Origin of the sequence: Helicobacter valdiviensis, assembly GCF_003245365.1 — a bacterium.
Taxonomy (GTDB): Bacteria; Campylobacterota; Campylobacteria; order Campylobacterales; family Helicobacteraceae; genus Helicobacter_D; species Helicobacter_D valdiviensis.
On record NZ_NBIU01000023.1, the window covers coordinates 1 to 13760 of the forward strand.

Consider the following 13760-nt stretch of genomic DNA (forward strand, 5'->3'; position numbering starts at 1 on the left):
TTTACCAAGTGGAGGTAAATTTACAAATGGAAGTAGTGGAAGTATTAATATAGGCAAAGGACAAGGAAGTTGCACTACTTCTAATTGTATGAGTATTAGTGGCAATCATAAAAATAATGTGATTGCTTGGGGTGGAGGATTTAATATAGGTAAAGGCTATGAAGTTCATTTTGAAAAAGGAAAGAATGGAGGAAATAATTATTTAAATTTAGATTATTCTAAAAATCCTTCTATAATTGCAGGATTATTACAAGGAAACAATAATAATGTATTTATTGTAAATCCTAGTGGGGTAATAGTAGAAAAAGGAGGAGTAATCAATGCTAATAGATTTGTAGCTTCTACTACTCCTATGAGTATTGAAGAGATTAATGCTTTTAGTAATCCTAATACAAATTCTGCTACTTGGTCTCCTGTATTTAAAGCAAATAGCACTAGAGGAGATATCATAAACAAAGGAAGCATTCAAGCTAATGAAGTAGTAATGGTGGGGAATAGAGTTTTATTACAAGCTGGAGTAAATTTACAAGAAGATGGAAAAATAGGTGTTAATAAAATTAATGCAAATAATATTAATATAGAGGGAAATACTATTAAAGTAGATATTTCTACTATAGGAAATAACAAAGCTAATTTAAAAGTTAATGCAAAAAAGGGAGGAGATATTTATCTAAGCACTACTGGATATTACTATGGAGCTAAACATAATGATTTTAAAGGAAGTATTACAGATAATAGCACAAACAAACTTACTCAATCTTATACAAAGCAAGATACTTTATCCATAGCTTCTGATATAGATTGGTGGCATTTTGCAAAGGGGTATAATAATAAAAATAGCATTCAAACAATTGAAAACTTTCAATTAGTTAATGATGTGGATTTCAATGCTAATTGCAAGAATGGAGTATGCACAGGACAAAACTATGCTAATTATTGGATTGATTTAGATGGAGATAATGAAAAAGATTTTGATGAATATACAAGTATGATTGTGGGGGATTATTTTAATCCAGCAAATATTTACGATAAAAATAATGTTATCTTTACGGCAAACTTTGATGGACAAGGATATACGCTAAAGAATATTAATATAGATATAACATTTACTGAGAATCATGGAAAACAAGTTGGAATTTTTGGTTTTATTAATGGTGGAGAAATTGAAAATATTAATGTAGATTATATGGGTGGAGGCATTAAAGTTTTTTCTCAAGATCACTTTGATGCTTCAATGGTAGGTGGCTTTGCTGGGGGTATTAATGCTGGAACTTTCTCAAACATTACTATTAATAACATAGGAAGTATGAGTAGTATTAAAAGTAATAACTATAATTATATGGGTAGTGCTATAGGTGGCTTTGCTGGGGCTATTGGCAATGGAAATTACTCAAACATTACTATTAATAATATAGGAAGCATTAGTAGCAATGATAATAGAAATGATTTTGAAGGTAGTAGTGTTGCAGGTGGCTTTGCTGGGTCTATTGTCAATGGAAATTACTCAAACATTGCTGTAAATAATATAGGAAGTATTAGCAGTCATCATGTTAGTAATGCTCTTGGTGGTGCTTATGTAGGTGGCTTTGCTGGGTCTATTGGCAATGGAAATTACTCAAATATCACTTTGAATGATATAGGGATCATTAGAGGTATTAGAGATGGTAAATATGGTACTAGTTATGTAGGTGGCTTTGCTGGGGTTATTGATGCTGGAACTTTCTCAAATATCACTGTGAGCAATATAGAGAGTATTATTAATCATAATAGTAGTAGTGATGGTACTATTGCCTATAGTGATTATAATAGCTATACAGGTGGCTTTGCTGGGAGAATTAATGATGGAGAATTTAGAAATATTGTCTTAAATAATATAGGAAGCATTATTGGTAATAATAGTGGTGAATTTAATAGTAATGTAGGTGGCTTTTTGGGGGCTATAGGTTTTGGAAAACATAATGTAACTTTCTCAAACATCACATTAAATAACATAGGAAGTATTATTAGTAATAGTAATGATAGTAATACTGGTGTTGTTGCAGGTAGCTTTGCAGGTGGTTTTGCTGGGAGGCTCAATAGCAATCTTGATGAAGACGATACTTTTTCAAACATTACTTTAAATAACATAGGGAGTATTAGTAGTATTAGTAATAGAGGTAGCTATACAGGTGGCTTTGCTGGGAAGATTGATGGAGGAACTTTCTCAAATATCACTATTAATAACATAGGGAGTATTAGTAGTATTAGTAATAAAGGTAGCTATACAGGTGGCTTTGCTGGGGATATTAATGATGGAGAATTTAGAAATATTGTCTTAAATAATATAGGAAGCATTATTGGTAATAATAGTGGTGAATTTAATAGTAATGCAGGTGGCTTTGTTGGGGATATTAGCAGAGGAACTTTCTCAAACATCTATATCTACTTTAATCCTAATGCTATAATCAAAGCAAATTCAGCAAGTGGAATAGTCTATGTAGGTAAGTTTTTTGGAAACATCTATGAAGGTGTTTTAGTTGATAATTTCTCCAACATCCACATCTATTACAATGGAAGTCAAGAAGCACTAGATAATCCAAACTCTATAGCTAATGCTACTAGTAATGAAGAAAAACCTTTTTATAATAATGGAATTACATTACACCCTTATACAGATAAGCAAGATGGCTTTAATAACTTCTACAATGATGTAACAAATTTCTTTAAAGAAGAAAATGGCAATCCACAAATCTATTACAATGAAAAAGGAGGTTATTATGCTTTCATAGACGAATCTAATATGGGTAATGGTAGCAATAGTGGAAGCAATGGTAATGGAGATAACAGCAATAACGGAAACAATGAAGATTCCAACTTCATTGATAAAAATAAAGATGGCTTAAATGATGTAATCTTAAGTGATAATGACTTTAGCAAAGACATTTTAAATCAAATCTTAGGAAATTTAAAATTTGATTTATTAAAAGAAGATGCAGAGTCTATCAAACAATCTTTAGAATTCTTATTAGCCTTTATAGGAGAAGATGGATTAAAAGAACTCTTTAGCGATTATGATGTAAATAATAGTGCTTTTAAAGACAAACTTACAGAAAAGAATATAGCAGTTCTTTATGACTTTTTAAAGAGCGAAGATTATTTAAGCAATATTCAAAATATCAAGGATTATTATAATGCCTACAATGATTATATGAATAAATATAATGCTTATATCAATAATAGTGGTGCTTCTATAGAGGCAGCTAAAAAAGCATTAGAAAAAGCCTATAAAACTCTACTTGCTAAACAATCTTTGTTACAAAACTCCTATACTAAGATACAAGAAGGTATCAACAGCATAGGACTAGGAGAAATAAAACTAAATCATAAAACTCCTATTTTAGCTAATAACAACACTATAAGTTTTAATCTTTCTAATACACATATGATACTCCCTCCTATACCCAATAAGAAAGATAATGGAAATCAAACCATAACCTCTCCTCTAAAAGACATCAATGCTTCTATGCTAGATAAACAACAAGTAGTCTTAATAAAACCAGCAGAAGAAGAAAAAGAAACATTAGATGAAGAAAAAGGAGTGTTAAACCAAAGAACTTGTGTGGTGAGTGAGAACTTTAAGACAAACAATCCTTGTATTTTGTGTCAATCGTTAGAAATGACTTGCTAGTAGGAATTTTTATAGGATTGGAGGGGGGTAAAAACCCAACGCCATAACATTAATTTGTGTCAAAAAGCTTCTTTTTTCTTCAAAAAACATTTTTTTCACATTTTGAGCTTGATTTTTAGTAAGGAGTGAAGAAAATGAGAAATATTGTATTTAAAAACAATAAATTTTATTTTTGTATTTTTGAGCGCCTTGTGTGTGGGGGCTTAAAATGAATATATTAGATTTGTTTTCAGGCATTGGCGGTTTTTCTTATGGTTTTAAACTTGCAAACAAAGAAAATCAAACTTTAGCGTTTGTAGAAAAAGAGGAATATTGCCAAAAACTTTTAAAAAAGAATTTCCCAAATTCCAAGATTTTTGGCGATGTTTTGTGTGTGGGAGCAAAAGAGCTTCAAGATTTAGGGCAAATTGATGTCGTGTGTGCGGGTTTCCCTTGCCAAGATTTAAGCAGAGCAGGCAAAAAAGCAGGTTTGGAAGGAGAAAGGAGCGGATTATTTTATGAGGCAATTAGAATTGTTACTGAAGTTAGCCCAAAATACATATTGTTTGAGAATGTCCCCGAACTTATTTGGAGAGATGATTATAGAGAAGAATTTACAAAAACGCTTCAAGCAATCGGCTATGATTGTTGGTGGCAAACCCTATGTGCTTCCTCTTTTGGATACCCGCATAAACGAAAAAGAGCTTATGTCTTGTGTTTTAAGGCTTCTCCCAACTCCTCTTTATTCGGACGCATTTTGCATAGAGCATTTTTCTATTTCTACGCAAATGAAAAGCCACATCTCCCATCAAAAGAGATTATTTCCATATGTAGCGAGTATCGCAGAAGAACAAAAAAGGGAGATTATACCCTACATTGTAAAGATATACGAAGAGATGATGGGCTATCCTCCCTCCTTTACCAAGTTAGAGCCTTAGGCAACTCCATAATCCCTAAAATTGCCAAGCTTTATGCACTAAGTTTGCAAACCTTAGAAGAGATTAAAGGTGCAAATCTTGTGTGTGGGGGTGTGAGATGATAATTTTGCTTGTTTATCTTATGGATATTTTGGGAACGATTAGATTTTTATTGCTTCTTCTTTTAGCAATTATTCCTCTTATTGTAATCGTATCGTGGGCTAATAATTTGGAATTATTTGAAGAATTTAAAAAGCATTTTAAAAAATTTGTATTTATATATTTTTTGTCATTGGCGGTTTTTACTCTAATACCTTCTAACAAAACAAGGATGCTTATGCTAGGTGCATATGTGGGGCAAGTTGGCATTCAAACTTTTAAAAATAGCGATATAGGTTCTAAAGCACTTCTACTTTTAGAACAAAAATTAGATGAAGCATTAAAGAATGATACAAAGGAGACAAAATGAAGCTAAAAGATTTTGATTTTAGGATTTGGGATGGAAGCAAGGAAGAGTATATCAAAAAAGAAACAAAAAATAGTAATAAATACTCTATTGTACACGATGACATTGGTTATGCAGTGGGGTTAATAGGTGATGCTAAAAATGTTTATACAATAGAATCAGGAGTAACATCTCACGAATGGGGTTATGATGATTATGAGATGGTTGAAAATTATTGTATAGATGAAAGTGTTTGTGAAATAGAGCTTTGGACTGGCTTAAAAGATAGATTTGGAAAGAAAATTTATGAAGGTGATATCGTTAAATTAAAAGGAGAAAGCAATTGTTTTGTGCATTATTCTAATATAAAAGCAAAATTTGGGCTTTATATTGATAATGGGCTACTTTTTGAAATAGAAAGTTTTTATTTTAAAAATAAAGATGATTATGAAGTAATCGGCAACATACACGAAAATGCGGAGCTTTTGGGGTAAATTATGGATTGCATTATAAAACATCAAGAAGCCTTAGAATTTTTAAAAACCCTAGAAGATAAAAGTGTGGATTTGGTGCTTACTGATCCTCCTTATATTATGTGTGATGGTGGCATGGGTGGCATTTGTGGCAAGAGAAGAAATTATAACAAGCTTTATTCTAATTCTTTAAAATCTCATTTAAGAGAGGGATTTAACTTTAAAATTTTAGATGAAATAAGAAGGGTAAATAATCCTCTAAATGCTTACTTTTTTTGCAATGCAAAGCTACTAGCCAAGCTTTTAGAGTATTTTAAAGAAGATAAGTTTGATGTTTTAATCTATCATAAGAAAAACCCAATTCCAAGCTTTAATAAAAAATATTTGAGTGATTTAGAATACATTGTATTTGTTTGTAATGATAGAAATTTATTACACAATAGCTATTCTTCAAGCTCTAAGCTTTTTTCTATCAATATCCCTATTAAAGAAACAAGCCATGTAGCAGAAAAGCCTCTAAGTATTCTAAAAACTCTTATAGAAAATTCAACCAAGAAAAACGATGTAGTGTTAGATTGCTTTTTAGGAAGTGGAAGCAGTGCAAAAGCTGCAATAGAGTTAGGCAGAAAGTTTATAGGTTGTGAGCTTAAAGAAGAGTATTACAACATCTCATTAAATAGAGTGAAAAATTTACAAAAAAGTTTATTTTAGGAGTTAAAAATGTTGATAAATTTTAAATGCGATGAATGCCAAAAATATCAAGAAGAAGAAATAGAAGTTTATTTTGATTTTCAAGATAGAGAAATGGTGGAAGATTATACTTTAGAGTGCGAGTATTGTGGTTGTATAAAACAAATAACCCTTAGCCTAGATTTAAAGGATGGGCAATGCAAGAATTAGAGTTTAAAAAGTATTGTAAAAATATAGAAAAGTTTGCAAATAGTTTTCAAAGTCAATGTGAGGAGCATAGCACTTTAAGCTTTTTGCTAAGCTTGGATTTGGCTAGACTTTATTATCTAGCACAAGAGGGAGCAGAGATTAAAGAGAGTGCATCTTATTTGCATTTATTAAAAACTATAGAAAATGTTAAAGAGAGTTTTTGCACTTATAGAATGGGATTTGAAATCACTTTATACGATGAACCTCTTTTAAAAGAATTAAAGGTAATAGCAAATCAACTCATCGCACAAAAAAGCGAATCTTTTCTACAAAGTCAAACAAATAAGGATAAAAGATGAAAAATAAAAATTTATCTTTTGATTATCTTGTAAATGCGGATTTTTCTCACAAATTTTTGCAAGGGGCAAATTTTGAAGGTTCTTGTCTAAAAGGCGCTAATTTTTCATATTCTGATTTAAGCTATTGTAACCTAAGAAATGCAAATTTAGAGGGAGCAAACTTAACTTCTTGCAATCTCTATGAGGCAAATTTAGAGGGGGCAAACTTAAAAGATGCAAATTTTTCCTTTTGTGTGGGGAATGCAAGAGAGATCTTTTCTATGCAGCTTGATGTTTATCCTTTTGTTTGGAATAGAAAAGAAATTTTTATAGGTTGCTTTAAGACGCAAATTCAAAAGCTCTTAAAGAGTGAGGCTTTGTGTAAATTGTATAAAAATGAAACTAAAGAATTTTACAAATATGAAAGATTAATAAGAGAGGCAATCTCTTTAACAATAGGAGTAGAGTAATGTTTATGATTGTTGGAAAAAAATGTGATTACAACCCAAAGTGGTATTTTGTTTATAATGGAAATATTTGGCTAAAAAGGGGCTTGAAAAGCTATATTGTAGATGGCTTTTTAGGATTTCGTGGAGGCTTTAGTGCTTACCCTTTATATCAAGGAGGAATAAATGTTAAAAACTAAAAAACACTATATTAATAGAGGCGGCAAGATTCATATTCAAACAACATTAAATGGAGAGCGTTTAAGATTTTCAACTAAACTTGATTTTAATGCAGAAAATGAAGAATATGTTAAAAATAATCTTGAAAGAATTTTGCAAAATCATTTAAAGCCTAACAAACAAACTGGCAAAAATGATTTTAGGTTTTATGCAAATAAGTTTTTAGAAAATCAAAAACCTTTTATTAAAAATAGAACTTATGAGCAATACAAAACCAATCTTAACACAATAACAATTTTAATTAAAAACAAACCTATTATGCAATATAGCAAGGAAGATGTGGAATGTTTTTATAAAAAAATTATAGAAAAAAATTATTCAAGAGGATCTGTATCAAATTTTTGCACTCTTTTAAACTCTGTTTTTGTTCTTGCGCAAGAAGATAATATAGGGTTTAAAAATCCATATTTTGCAAAAAGGATTAGAAATTTAAAAGAAGTTAGAGAGAGAAGAGTTTTTAGTCTTGAAGAAGTTAGGATGATTATAGAAGAGAGCAAAAAAGATTTTTATAGTCCAAAGCTTTATTTGTATTTGAATATTGCATTTTTCACAGGAGCTAGGTTTGGAGAAATTTTAGCTTTAAATTATGAAGATTTTAACCTGGAAGAAAAAATATTAAAAATTTCAAAAACCTTAAGTAAAGTTGGAGAGCAAACCCCAAAAACCAAAACAAGCAATAGAGAAATTGACATTTTATCGCCACTTTTAAAAATAAAGCATTTGTTAATAGGAAAGGGTAGAATTTTTAAGGGCTCTTATTATTCTTTAACTTGTTCTTATAGGAGAGAATTTAAAAAGTTAATTAAAAATTTAGGAATGCAACAAGCAGATATTTATGCAACGCGCCATACCTTTGCGTCTTTGATGCTACAACATCAAGAAGAGCCTATGTGGATAAGTCAGATGTTAGGACATTCAAATCTTTCTATTACATATGCAGTATATGCAAAGTTTATACAAAGCAAAACTAAAAAGAGAGCGGCTTTTTTAGAAGAAGCCAAAGAAGAGAAAGAAGAAAACTTGGCACTAAAAGAAATCAAAAGCGAATTAATCGCACTAAAAAAAAATGATAATGAATTTTAGGAGATAATATGATTCATAAAGCAAAAATTAGCAAAGAATATACAAAAATTAGCAACGATTTTATTAAAGATGAAGTTTTAAGTATTAGTGCTAAGATGGTGGGGATTTTATTGCTCTCTTTGCCTAGTAATTGGAAAGTAAATATTAGTTATTTAGCCAAAACTCTAAGTATTGGAGAGCAAAGTATAAGAAAAGCCATTAAAGAATTAATAGATAATAAGATACTAGAAAGATACCAAGAAAAAAAGAAAGGCAAATTTAGTGATGAAGTGCATTATAGATTTTTAGGAGAAATACAAGAAGATGAAATTTTTACAAAAGAACAAGAGATTAAAGAAAAAGAAATTATAGAAAATTTGGAATTTTCCTACAAAGTGAATGAAAGCTTACAAGAGCCTAAAAATAGCAATTCTCATCGTTTGACAAATTCACCGATGACGGAGATTTTACCAACATATAAAGAAAGAATTAATTATAAAAAAAGAGAATCTATTTTAAGGCAAAGCAAAAAAGTTATTGATTTATCCCTCGTCTTTAAAAAGCCTAAAAAAGAGATAGATTTAAACTTAGATTTTCTTTCCAAAACAGAATTAGAATCTTGTGAGGCATTTTTTGCTTATCGCAAAGAAAAGGACAAAAAGCTAACGCTTAGCACAAAAAAAGCAATCATCAATAAGCTAAAGGCGTATAAGGCAAATGGTGAGGATATTTGCAAGATAATTGCTAATAGCATAGAAAGAGGCTGGAGCGGATTATTTCCGAGCATTCCATTAAAGCAAAAATATCCAACTTCTTGCCATTTAGCACAGATACAACAAAAGAACGCTAAAACCCAAAAAAGAGACATTTTGCATAATGATTTAGAAGATAAAGCCTTGCAAGAACATAACTTTATCCAAGCACATTTAAAAGACTTAAACCCCATTTTTTTGCCAAATTTTAAAAATGGCTATATCGTGCCTTTAAGTATCAATGGAGAACGCAAAATGATACAAAAAGTAGGCGATTTATTAAGGTTTGCATAATGCATTACACAAAAACAAATAGGGCTAAAATTCACAGCAATAGCTTTTATTTAAGTCTTTCTCTTTTAAAAGCATTGGATAAGGTTGCAGAGATAGAAGGGCAGAGCAGAAGTGTTATTGTTGAGCGGGCGCTTATTTATTATTTTGAAAAGGAGAATAAAAATGCTTGGGAAAAATCAAAAAGAGCTTACAAAAAAGCGAAAAAAATTTATTTTAAGAAAACAAACCCAAAAAAACATAGAAAGACATTCCAAACAAAAACATATCTCCAAGAATGCTTATTTGCATAATGCATTGGAAGCTTTTTTGGAGTGTTTGAGTAAAGAAAATCTTTTTGTTAATAAAATGTTTTTGGAGGAACTAAATGGACAAAAATGAGTTTGAAGCATTTGTAATATCAAAAATCAAATTAGATAACAAAGAGATTACAGACTTACTTTTAGAGTTACTTAGCACGATTAAGCAAGAGCATTATTTAAATATTTGTTTATCTTTAAATGATGTAAAATTTAGTATCTCTTTATTAGAATTTGTAAAAATTCTAAAAGAACAAATCAATCTCCATTGCCTCCATTTAGCACAAAAAGCAAAAATAAAAAATTTTCAAGGCACAAGATTAGACGAGCTAGAATTAATCACTCTAGCTTTAAAAAAGGAAGAATTTAAAAATCTTCCCAAATGGGTAAAGGAAGCATAATGGAGGGAATGATTTTAAAATCATTAGTAGATTATCAAGAGGATTTTTTTGAATTTTTAAGAATAGTTAGCCAAAATTGCTTTAGCCAAAAAGGGCAATTTGTTTTAAAAAAAATGATAGAACTTAAAGAAAAAGAAGCCCTAAGCATTCAAACGCTTTGTAGCTCTTTAGATAATCATTTTCAAGAAAGTGAGTATTTTTTAAATTTTTTAAGCACAGAAGGAAATCCAAACTATTTAAATTTCGCACAAAATTTTATTTTTAGTTCTAAATTAAGAGAACAAAAAGCACTAGGAGAACGCTTAAAGAGTGCAAGTGATTCTAATACTTTATTAGATTTATCACTTTTACAAAAAGAACTAGATTTAGACACTAAAGAAATCAAAAATTTAAATGAGTGGATTGAGTTTTATAAAGACAAACCAAAAAGCCCACAATATGCCACAAAAATAGATTTTTTAGACTCTTGTTTTAATGGTGGATTTGAGCTAGGGCAACTCATGCTTTTAAGCGGAGATCCTGAAGCTGGAAAAACCATGCTAGGTTTGCAAATTTTAGAGAATTTAGCAAAAAGCACAAAGGTTGGATTTTTTTGTTTTGAATTTACCATAGAGCAATACATTAGAAGAAAGGAAAAAAATCCCGCATTGTTTTTTAATAACATTAGCGTAATCAATGAGGGTTATGATATTTTTGAAATTGCAAGAAACATTAAGCAAATGTATAAAAATGGAGTGAAATTTTTCTTAATTGATAGTCAAATGAGAATCACAACGCCCCAAACTAGAAGTATGGAAGAAGAAGAAACACTAAAATTTAGCACACTTGCTAGACTTTGCCACACTCTAGGAATCTTTGTGATTTTAATAATCCAAACCGCAAAAGGTGATAAAGACAATCCTATGGGGAGTAAAAAAGGTGGGCATGAAGCGAGCATTACTCTTAGGATTGAGCGTGTAAATGCTAGTAAAGAAGAGGCAAAAGTAAGCGAGTTTGATGAGCTTTCTAGGATAATTTTAGTGAAGAAAAATAAGCAAACTGGAAAGCATTTTAAAGAAAAGGTGTATTTTGATAAAAACACTCTCACTTTTAGTTCTAATGAGCCAAGTAGTGAGCCTGTGGAGATTTATTTTGAAGAGACTAAAGAAACTAAATTTATAGATATGCCAAGTATATAAATTCGCATTTGGGTAAGCAATGCAAAAGATTTGAAAGATTTTAAGGGGTTCGCAGAGTATAGGCTCTAGCCTCTCCCCTAAAATCTTTCAAAAGCTTTCACAGCGTAGGCACAACTGCTAGAATTTTTGCATTTAGCACTCTTGCAAAACAAGAGCGAAGCTCTCACGAAGTGGCGCGGAGCCTTTTGCACTGCACTTCGTTTGTGGATAACGCTTCGCTTGTATGGGGATTTGAAAGGACAGCCTGCCGTCCTTCATCACAAAGAGGAATTTACAACCCCAGCGAAGTTAAATAGCGAAGCTCCCCGCAAGCGTAGCGTAGTGGCGCGGAGCCTTTAGGGGTTTGGAAAGGACACTTGTGTCCTTCCTCGCAAGAGGAGGCTTTGCCTTCTCGCGAAGTCAAATTAAAAGGATTTACAATGGAAATATTTTTTTATATGGTTGTTTGGTTTTTTGTTGGAGTTATCTTAGCTCTTATTTTTCCAAAAAAAGATAAAGGATAGAACTTGCAAGGCTTAGTATTTAGAATGCATTTTCCATTTTCTAAATTAGTGCATAAAACATCTTTTGTTTTATCGCCTTTTTTAGTGATTAGCACATTAAAAGCTACATATTCTTTAGGCAAACAAGTGATTTTTATTTCTCTAGAATCTGCAAAATATTTATCACGCACAAAAAAGCCACTTACAAAGCCAATAAACATGCAAATAACATACAAAGACACACCCAAGTCTTTTAAAAAGTTTATAGTTTCAATCATAACTTACCTTTTTACTTGCATTATAGCACTAAAAAGGCTTAAAAATAGGATTAAAGGATTTAAAAATGGTTACAAACATTGAAGTTTTAAAAAGTAAAATAGATATTGTAGAAGTAATTAGTAAATACCTCCCTTTGAAAAAAAGTGGGATAAACTACTCATCTTGTTGTCCTTTTCACACTGAAAAGAGTGGGAGTTTTATTGTAAGCCCACAAAAACAAATTTATCATTGTTTTGGTTGTGGAGCTAGTGGAGATGCTATTAAATTTTTATGCGAACATAAAAAAATAACCTTTAATGAAGCCTTAGAGGAATTAGCCTCACAATTTAATGTATTTTTAGAAAAAAGCCAAAGCGAAAAACCAAGATATAGAGGCTATGAAGCATTAAAGGAGCTAAATGATACTTTTAAACTCCACCTAAGAGAAAAGAAAAATGAAAAAATCTTATCTTGGCTAATAAAACGCGGTTTAAATTTAGAGGATTTAGAAACTTTTGATATTGGGTTAGCACCCACTTTTATTGAAAGTGAGTTTAAAAAGGAATTGCAAGAACTTGGGGCAATGTATGAAAACAAAACAAGCCCTTTTTCTAATAGAATTACTTTTGCCCTTAGAAATGCAACACATCAAGTTGTAGCCTTCTCGAGCAGAATCCACCCTTATAGAAATTTTAAAAACAATGCTAAATATTTAAATTCTAAAGAAAGCAAAGTTTTTAATAAAAGCCAAACTCTTTATAATCTAAGCAGGGCAAGAAGCGAGATTTTAAAACAAAAGAAAGTTTATGTGCTAGAGGGCTTTTTTGATTGTATTGCACTCTCAAAGCTGGGTGCTAAAAATTGTGTAGCAACTTGCGGAACTGCTTTTAATGTTAGCCATTTAAGTGCGATTAATCGTTTAAAAGAAGAAATCCATATCATTCTTTGTTTTGATAAAGATGAAGCAGGATTAAACGCACAAAAAAGAGCCTTAGAGCTTTTAATCCACCAAAACTATTTTAATTGCTCCCTTTCTTTTATCAAGGGGGATTTTAAAGACATTGGAGAAGTTTTACAAAAAGGAGAGGAATTAAAATTAAAAAATATAGATGGTTTTTCTTATTTTTGTTTAAATGGGATAAAATGTGCTAATACACCTAAAGAAAAAAATAACCATATTGAGCGTATAAAATCCATAATCACAAAACAAAATAATTTTTACTTAAAAGAAGAGCTTATTAAAAAGGCAGTTTCTGCTTTAAACATCAATCCTAGCTTTTTTACACAAAAAATCCAAAACAAAAACTATTCTTTAGAAGAATCTTTTTTAAAATCTATGTTTTTAGATAGCCAACTAGCAAATTATGCTTATGGTTATTTAGATGGTGATGAGCTAGAGGGCTTTAAAGAAGAATTTGAAAGCTATAAAGAAGATGTTTTAACTAAAAAGGCTAAAGACATTCTTTTAGATGAGAATATTGTCCCCATTCCTTTTTCTAAATTTAAAATAGCCATTAAAGAATTAAAAAAAAGATTTTATAAAAAACAAATACAAATCGCAAAAGTTAAAAAAGATATTAATAAACTTATTCTCCTAACAAACAAATTAAAAGAGATTCTTTAGTTTTAACCCTTAAATTCAAACCCTAAAAG

At 30.6% G+C, this 13760-nt stretch carries 17 protein-coding genes and 1 pseudogene; 17 read left to right on the forward strand and 1 reads right to left on the reverse strand.

What is annotated here, in order from left to right; all coding sequences use genetic code 11:
- The 16 genes and pseudogenes from B6S12_RS07580 to B6S12_RS11690 form a co-directional block, all read left to right on the forward strand.
- The coding region (locus tag B6S12_RS07580; RefSeq protein WP_111230194.1) for a filamentous hemagglutinin N-terminal domain-containing protein at positions 1-3667 on the forward strand (3667 nt) is incomplete at its 5' end.
- A gap of 208 nt (positions 3668-3875) precedes the next feature.
- On the forward strand, positions 3876-4685 hold the full coding sequence (locus tag B6S12_RS07585) for a DNA cytosine methyltransferase (protein ID WP_111230195.1): 810 nt from the start codon (positions 3876-3878) through the stop codon (positions 4683-4685).
- Complete coding sequence (locus B6S12_RS07590) at positions 4682-5032, forward strand: hypothetical protein (RefSeq protein WP_111230196.1); 351 nt, start codon at positions 4682-4684, stop codon at positions 5030-5032. Before B6S12_RS07585 ends, B6S12_RS07590 begins: the two co-directional genes overlap by 4 nt.
- Positions 5029-5502, forward strand: a complete 474-nt coding sequence (locus B6S12_RS07595) for a YopX family protein (RefSeq protein ID WP_111230197.1) — start codon at positions 5029-5031, stop codon at positions 5500-5502. Before B6S12_RS07590 ends, B6S12_RS07595 begins: the two co-directional genes overlap by 4 nt.
- A gap of 3 nt (positions 5503-5505) precedes the next feature.
- On the forward strand, positions 5506-6192 hold the full coding sequence (locus B6S12_RS07600; RefSeq protein ID WP_111230198.1) for a DNA-methyltransferase: 687 nt from the start codon (positions 5506-5508) through the stop codon (positions 6190-6192).
- Between the two features lie 9 nt (positions 6193-6201).
- On the forward strand, positions 6202-6381 hold the full coding sequence (locus B6S12_RS07605) for a hypothetical protein (protein ID WP_111230199.1): 180 nt from the start codon (positions 6202-6204) through the stop codon (positions 6379-6381).
- Complete coding sequence (locus tag B6S12_RS07610) at positions 6369-6719, forward strand: hypothetical protein (protein ID WP_111230200.1); 351 nt, start codon at positions 6369-6371, stop codon at positions 6717-6719. Before B6S12_RS07605 ends, B6S12_RS07610 begins: the two co-directional genes overlap by 13 nt.
- Positions 6716-7168: a pentapeptide repeat-containing protein gene (locus B6S12_RS07615; RefSeq protein ID WP_111230201.1), complete on the forward strand. Its 453-nt coding sequence runs from the start codon at positions 6716-6718 to the stop codon at positions 7166-7168. The genes B6S12_RS07610 and B6S12_RS07615 overlap by 4 nt, the downstream gene beginning before the upstream one ends.
- Positions 7168-7344 carry a hypothetical protein gene (locus B6S12_RS11120; protein ID WP_181451003.1) on the forward strand — a complete coding sequence of 59 codons (177 nt, stop codon included), beginning with the start codon at positions 7168-7170 and terminating at the stop codon, positions 7342-7344. The genes B6S12_RS07615 and B6S12_RS11120 overlap by 1 nt, the downstream gene beginning before the upstream one ends.
- Complete coding sequence (locus tag B6S12_RS07620) at positions 7331-8467, forward strand: site-specific integrase (RefSeq protein WP_111230202.1); 1137 nt, start codon at positions 7331-7333, stop codon at positions 8465-8467. The genes B6S12_RS11120 and B6S12_RS07620 overlap by 14 nt, the downstream gene beginning before the upstream one ends.
- Before the next feature lie 8 nt (positions 8468-8475).
- Complete coding sequence (locus B6S12_RS07625; RefSeq protein ID WP_111230203.1) at positions 8476-9492, forward strand: helix-turn-helix domain-containing protein; 1017 nt, start codon at positions 8476-8478, stop codon at positions 9490-9492.
- Positions 9492-9635 (forward strand): annotated as a pseudogene (locus B6S12_RS11810) (ribbon-helix-helix domain-containing protein); the annotation flags it as partial. The gene B6S12_RS07625 and the pseudogene B6S12_RS11810, both read left to right, overlap by 1 nt.
- Positions 9636-9654: 19 nt before the next feature.
- Positions 9655-9870 (forward strand): hypothetical protein, encoded by a 216-nt coding sequence (locus B6S12_RS11485; RefSeq protein ID WP_245892609.1) that lies wholly within the window; start codon positions 9655-9657, stop codon positions 9868-9870.
- Entirely contained in the window at positions 9857-10189 is a 333-nt protein-coding gene (locus B6S12_RS07635) for a hypothetical protein (protein WP_111230205.1), read from the forward strand. The genes B6S12_RS11485 and B6S12_RS07635 overlap by 14 nt, the downstream gene beginning before the upstream one ends.
- On the forward strand, positions 10189-11367 hold the full coding sequence (locus tag B6S12_RS07640) for a DnaB-like helicase C-terminal domain-containing protein (RefSeq protein ID WP_181451004.1): 1179 nt from the start codon (positions 10189-10191) through the stop codon (positions 11365-11367). Before B6S12_RS07635 ends, B6S12_RS07640 begins: the two co-directional genes overlap by 1 nt.
- 170 nt (positions 11368-11537) lie before the next feature.
- A complete protein-coding gene (locus B6S12_RS11690; protein WP_281267888.1) occupies positions 11538-11663 on the forward strand; it encodes a hypothetical protein in 126 nt (41 codons plus the stop codon).
- Between the two features lie 137 nt (positions 11664-11800).
- Here B6S12_RS11690 and B6S12_RS07645 read toward each other — a convergent pair whose 3' ends face one another.
- Positions 11801-12127, reverse strand: coding sequence for a hypothetical protein (locus B6S12_RS07645; protein WP_111230207.1), 327 nt, complete (start codon positions 12125-12127; stop codon positions 11801-11803).
- Positions 12128-12192: 65 nt separating this feature from the next.
- Between B6S12_RS07645 and dnaG the strand changes: the two genes are divergently transcribed.
- A complete protein-coding gene (dnaG, locus tag B6S12_RS07650; protein WP_111230208.1) occupies positions 12193-13731 on the forward strand; it encodes a DNA primase in 1539 nt (512 codons plus the stop codon).
- Positions 13732-13760 lie beyond the last annotated feature (29 nt).

Coding starts and splice junctions, on each gene's coding strand:
- B6S12_RS07585 (WP_111230195.1), top strand. CDS start 3,876: ATGAATATATTAGATTTGTTTTCAGGCATTGGCGGTTTTTCTTATGGT.
- B6S12_RS07590 (WP_111230196.1), top strand. CDS start 4,682: ATGATAATTTTGCTTGTTTATCTTATGGATATTTTGGGAACGATTAGA.
- B6S12_RS07595 (WP_111230197.1), top strand. CDS start 5,029: ATGAAGCTAAAAGATTTTGATTTTAGGATTTGGGATGGAAGCAAGGAA.
- B6S12_RS07600 (WP_111230198.1), top strand. CDS start 5,506: ATGGATTGCATTATAAAACATCAAGAAGCCTTAGAATTTTTAAAAACC.
- B6S12_RS07605 (WP_111230199.1), top strand. CDS start 6,202: ATGTTGATAAATTTTAAATGCGATGAATGCCAAAAATATCAAGAAGAA.
- B6S12_RS07610 (WP_111230200.1), top strand. CDS start 6,369: ATGCAAGAATTAGAGTTTAAAAAGTATTGTAAAAATATAGAAAAGTTT.
- B6S12_RS07615 (WP_111230201.1), top strand. CDS start 6,716: ATGAAAAATAAAAATTTATCTTTTGATTATCTTGTAAATGCGGATTTT.
- B6S12_RS11120 (WP_181451003.1), top strand. CDS start 7,168: ATGTTTATGATTGTTGGAAAAAAATGTGATTACAACCCAAAGTGGTAT.
- B6S12_RS07620 (WP_111230202.1), top strand. CDS start 7,331: ATGTTAAAAACTAAAAAACACTATATTAATAGAGGCGGCAAGATTCAT.
- B6S12_RS07625 (WP_111230203.1), top strand. CDS start 8,476: ATGATTCATAAAGCAAAAATTAGCAAAGAATATACAAAAATTAGCAAC.
- B6S12_RS11485 (WP_245892609.1), top strand. CDS start 9,655: ATGCTTGGGAAAAATCAAAAAGAGCTTACAAAAAAGCGAAAAAAATTT.
- B6S12_RS07635 (WP_111230205.1), top strand. CDS start 9,857: ATGGACAAAAATGAGTTTGAAGCATTTGTAATATCAAAAATCAAATTA.
- B6S12_RS07640 (WP_181451004.1), top strand. CDS start 10,189: ATGGAGGGAATGATTTTAAAATCATTAGTAGATTATCAAGAGGATTTT.
- B6S12_RS07645 (WP_111230207.1), bottom strand. CDS start 12,127: ATGATTGAAACTATAAACTTTTTAAAAGACTTGGGTGTGTCTTTGTAT.
- dnaG (WP_111230208.1), top strand. CDS start 12,193: ATGGTTACAAACATTGAAGTTTTAAAAAGTAAAATAGATATTGTAGAA.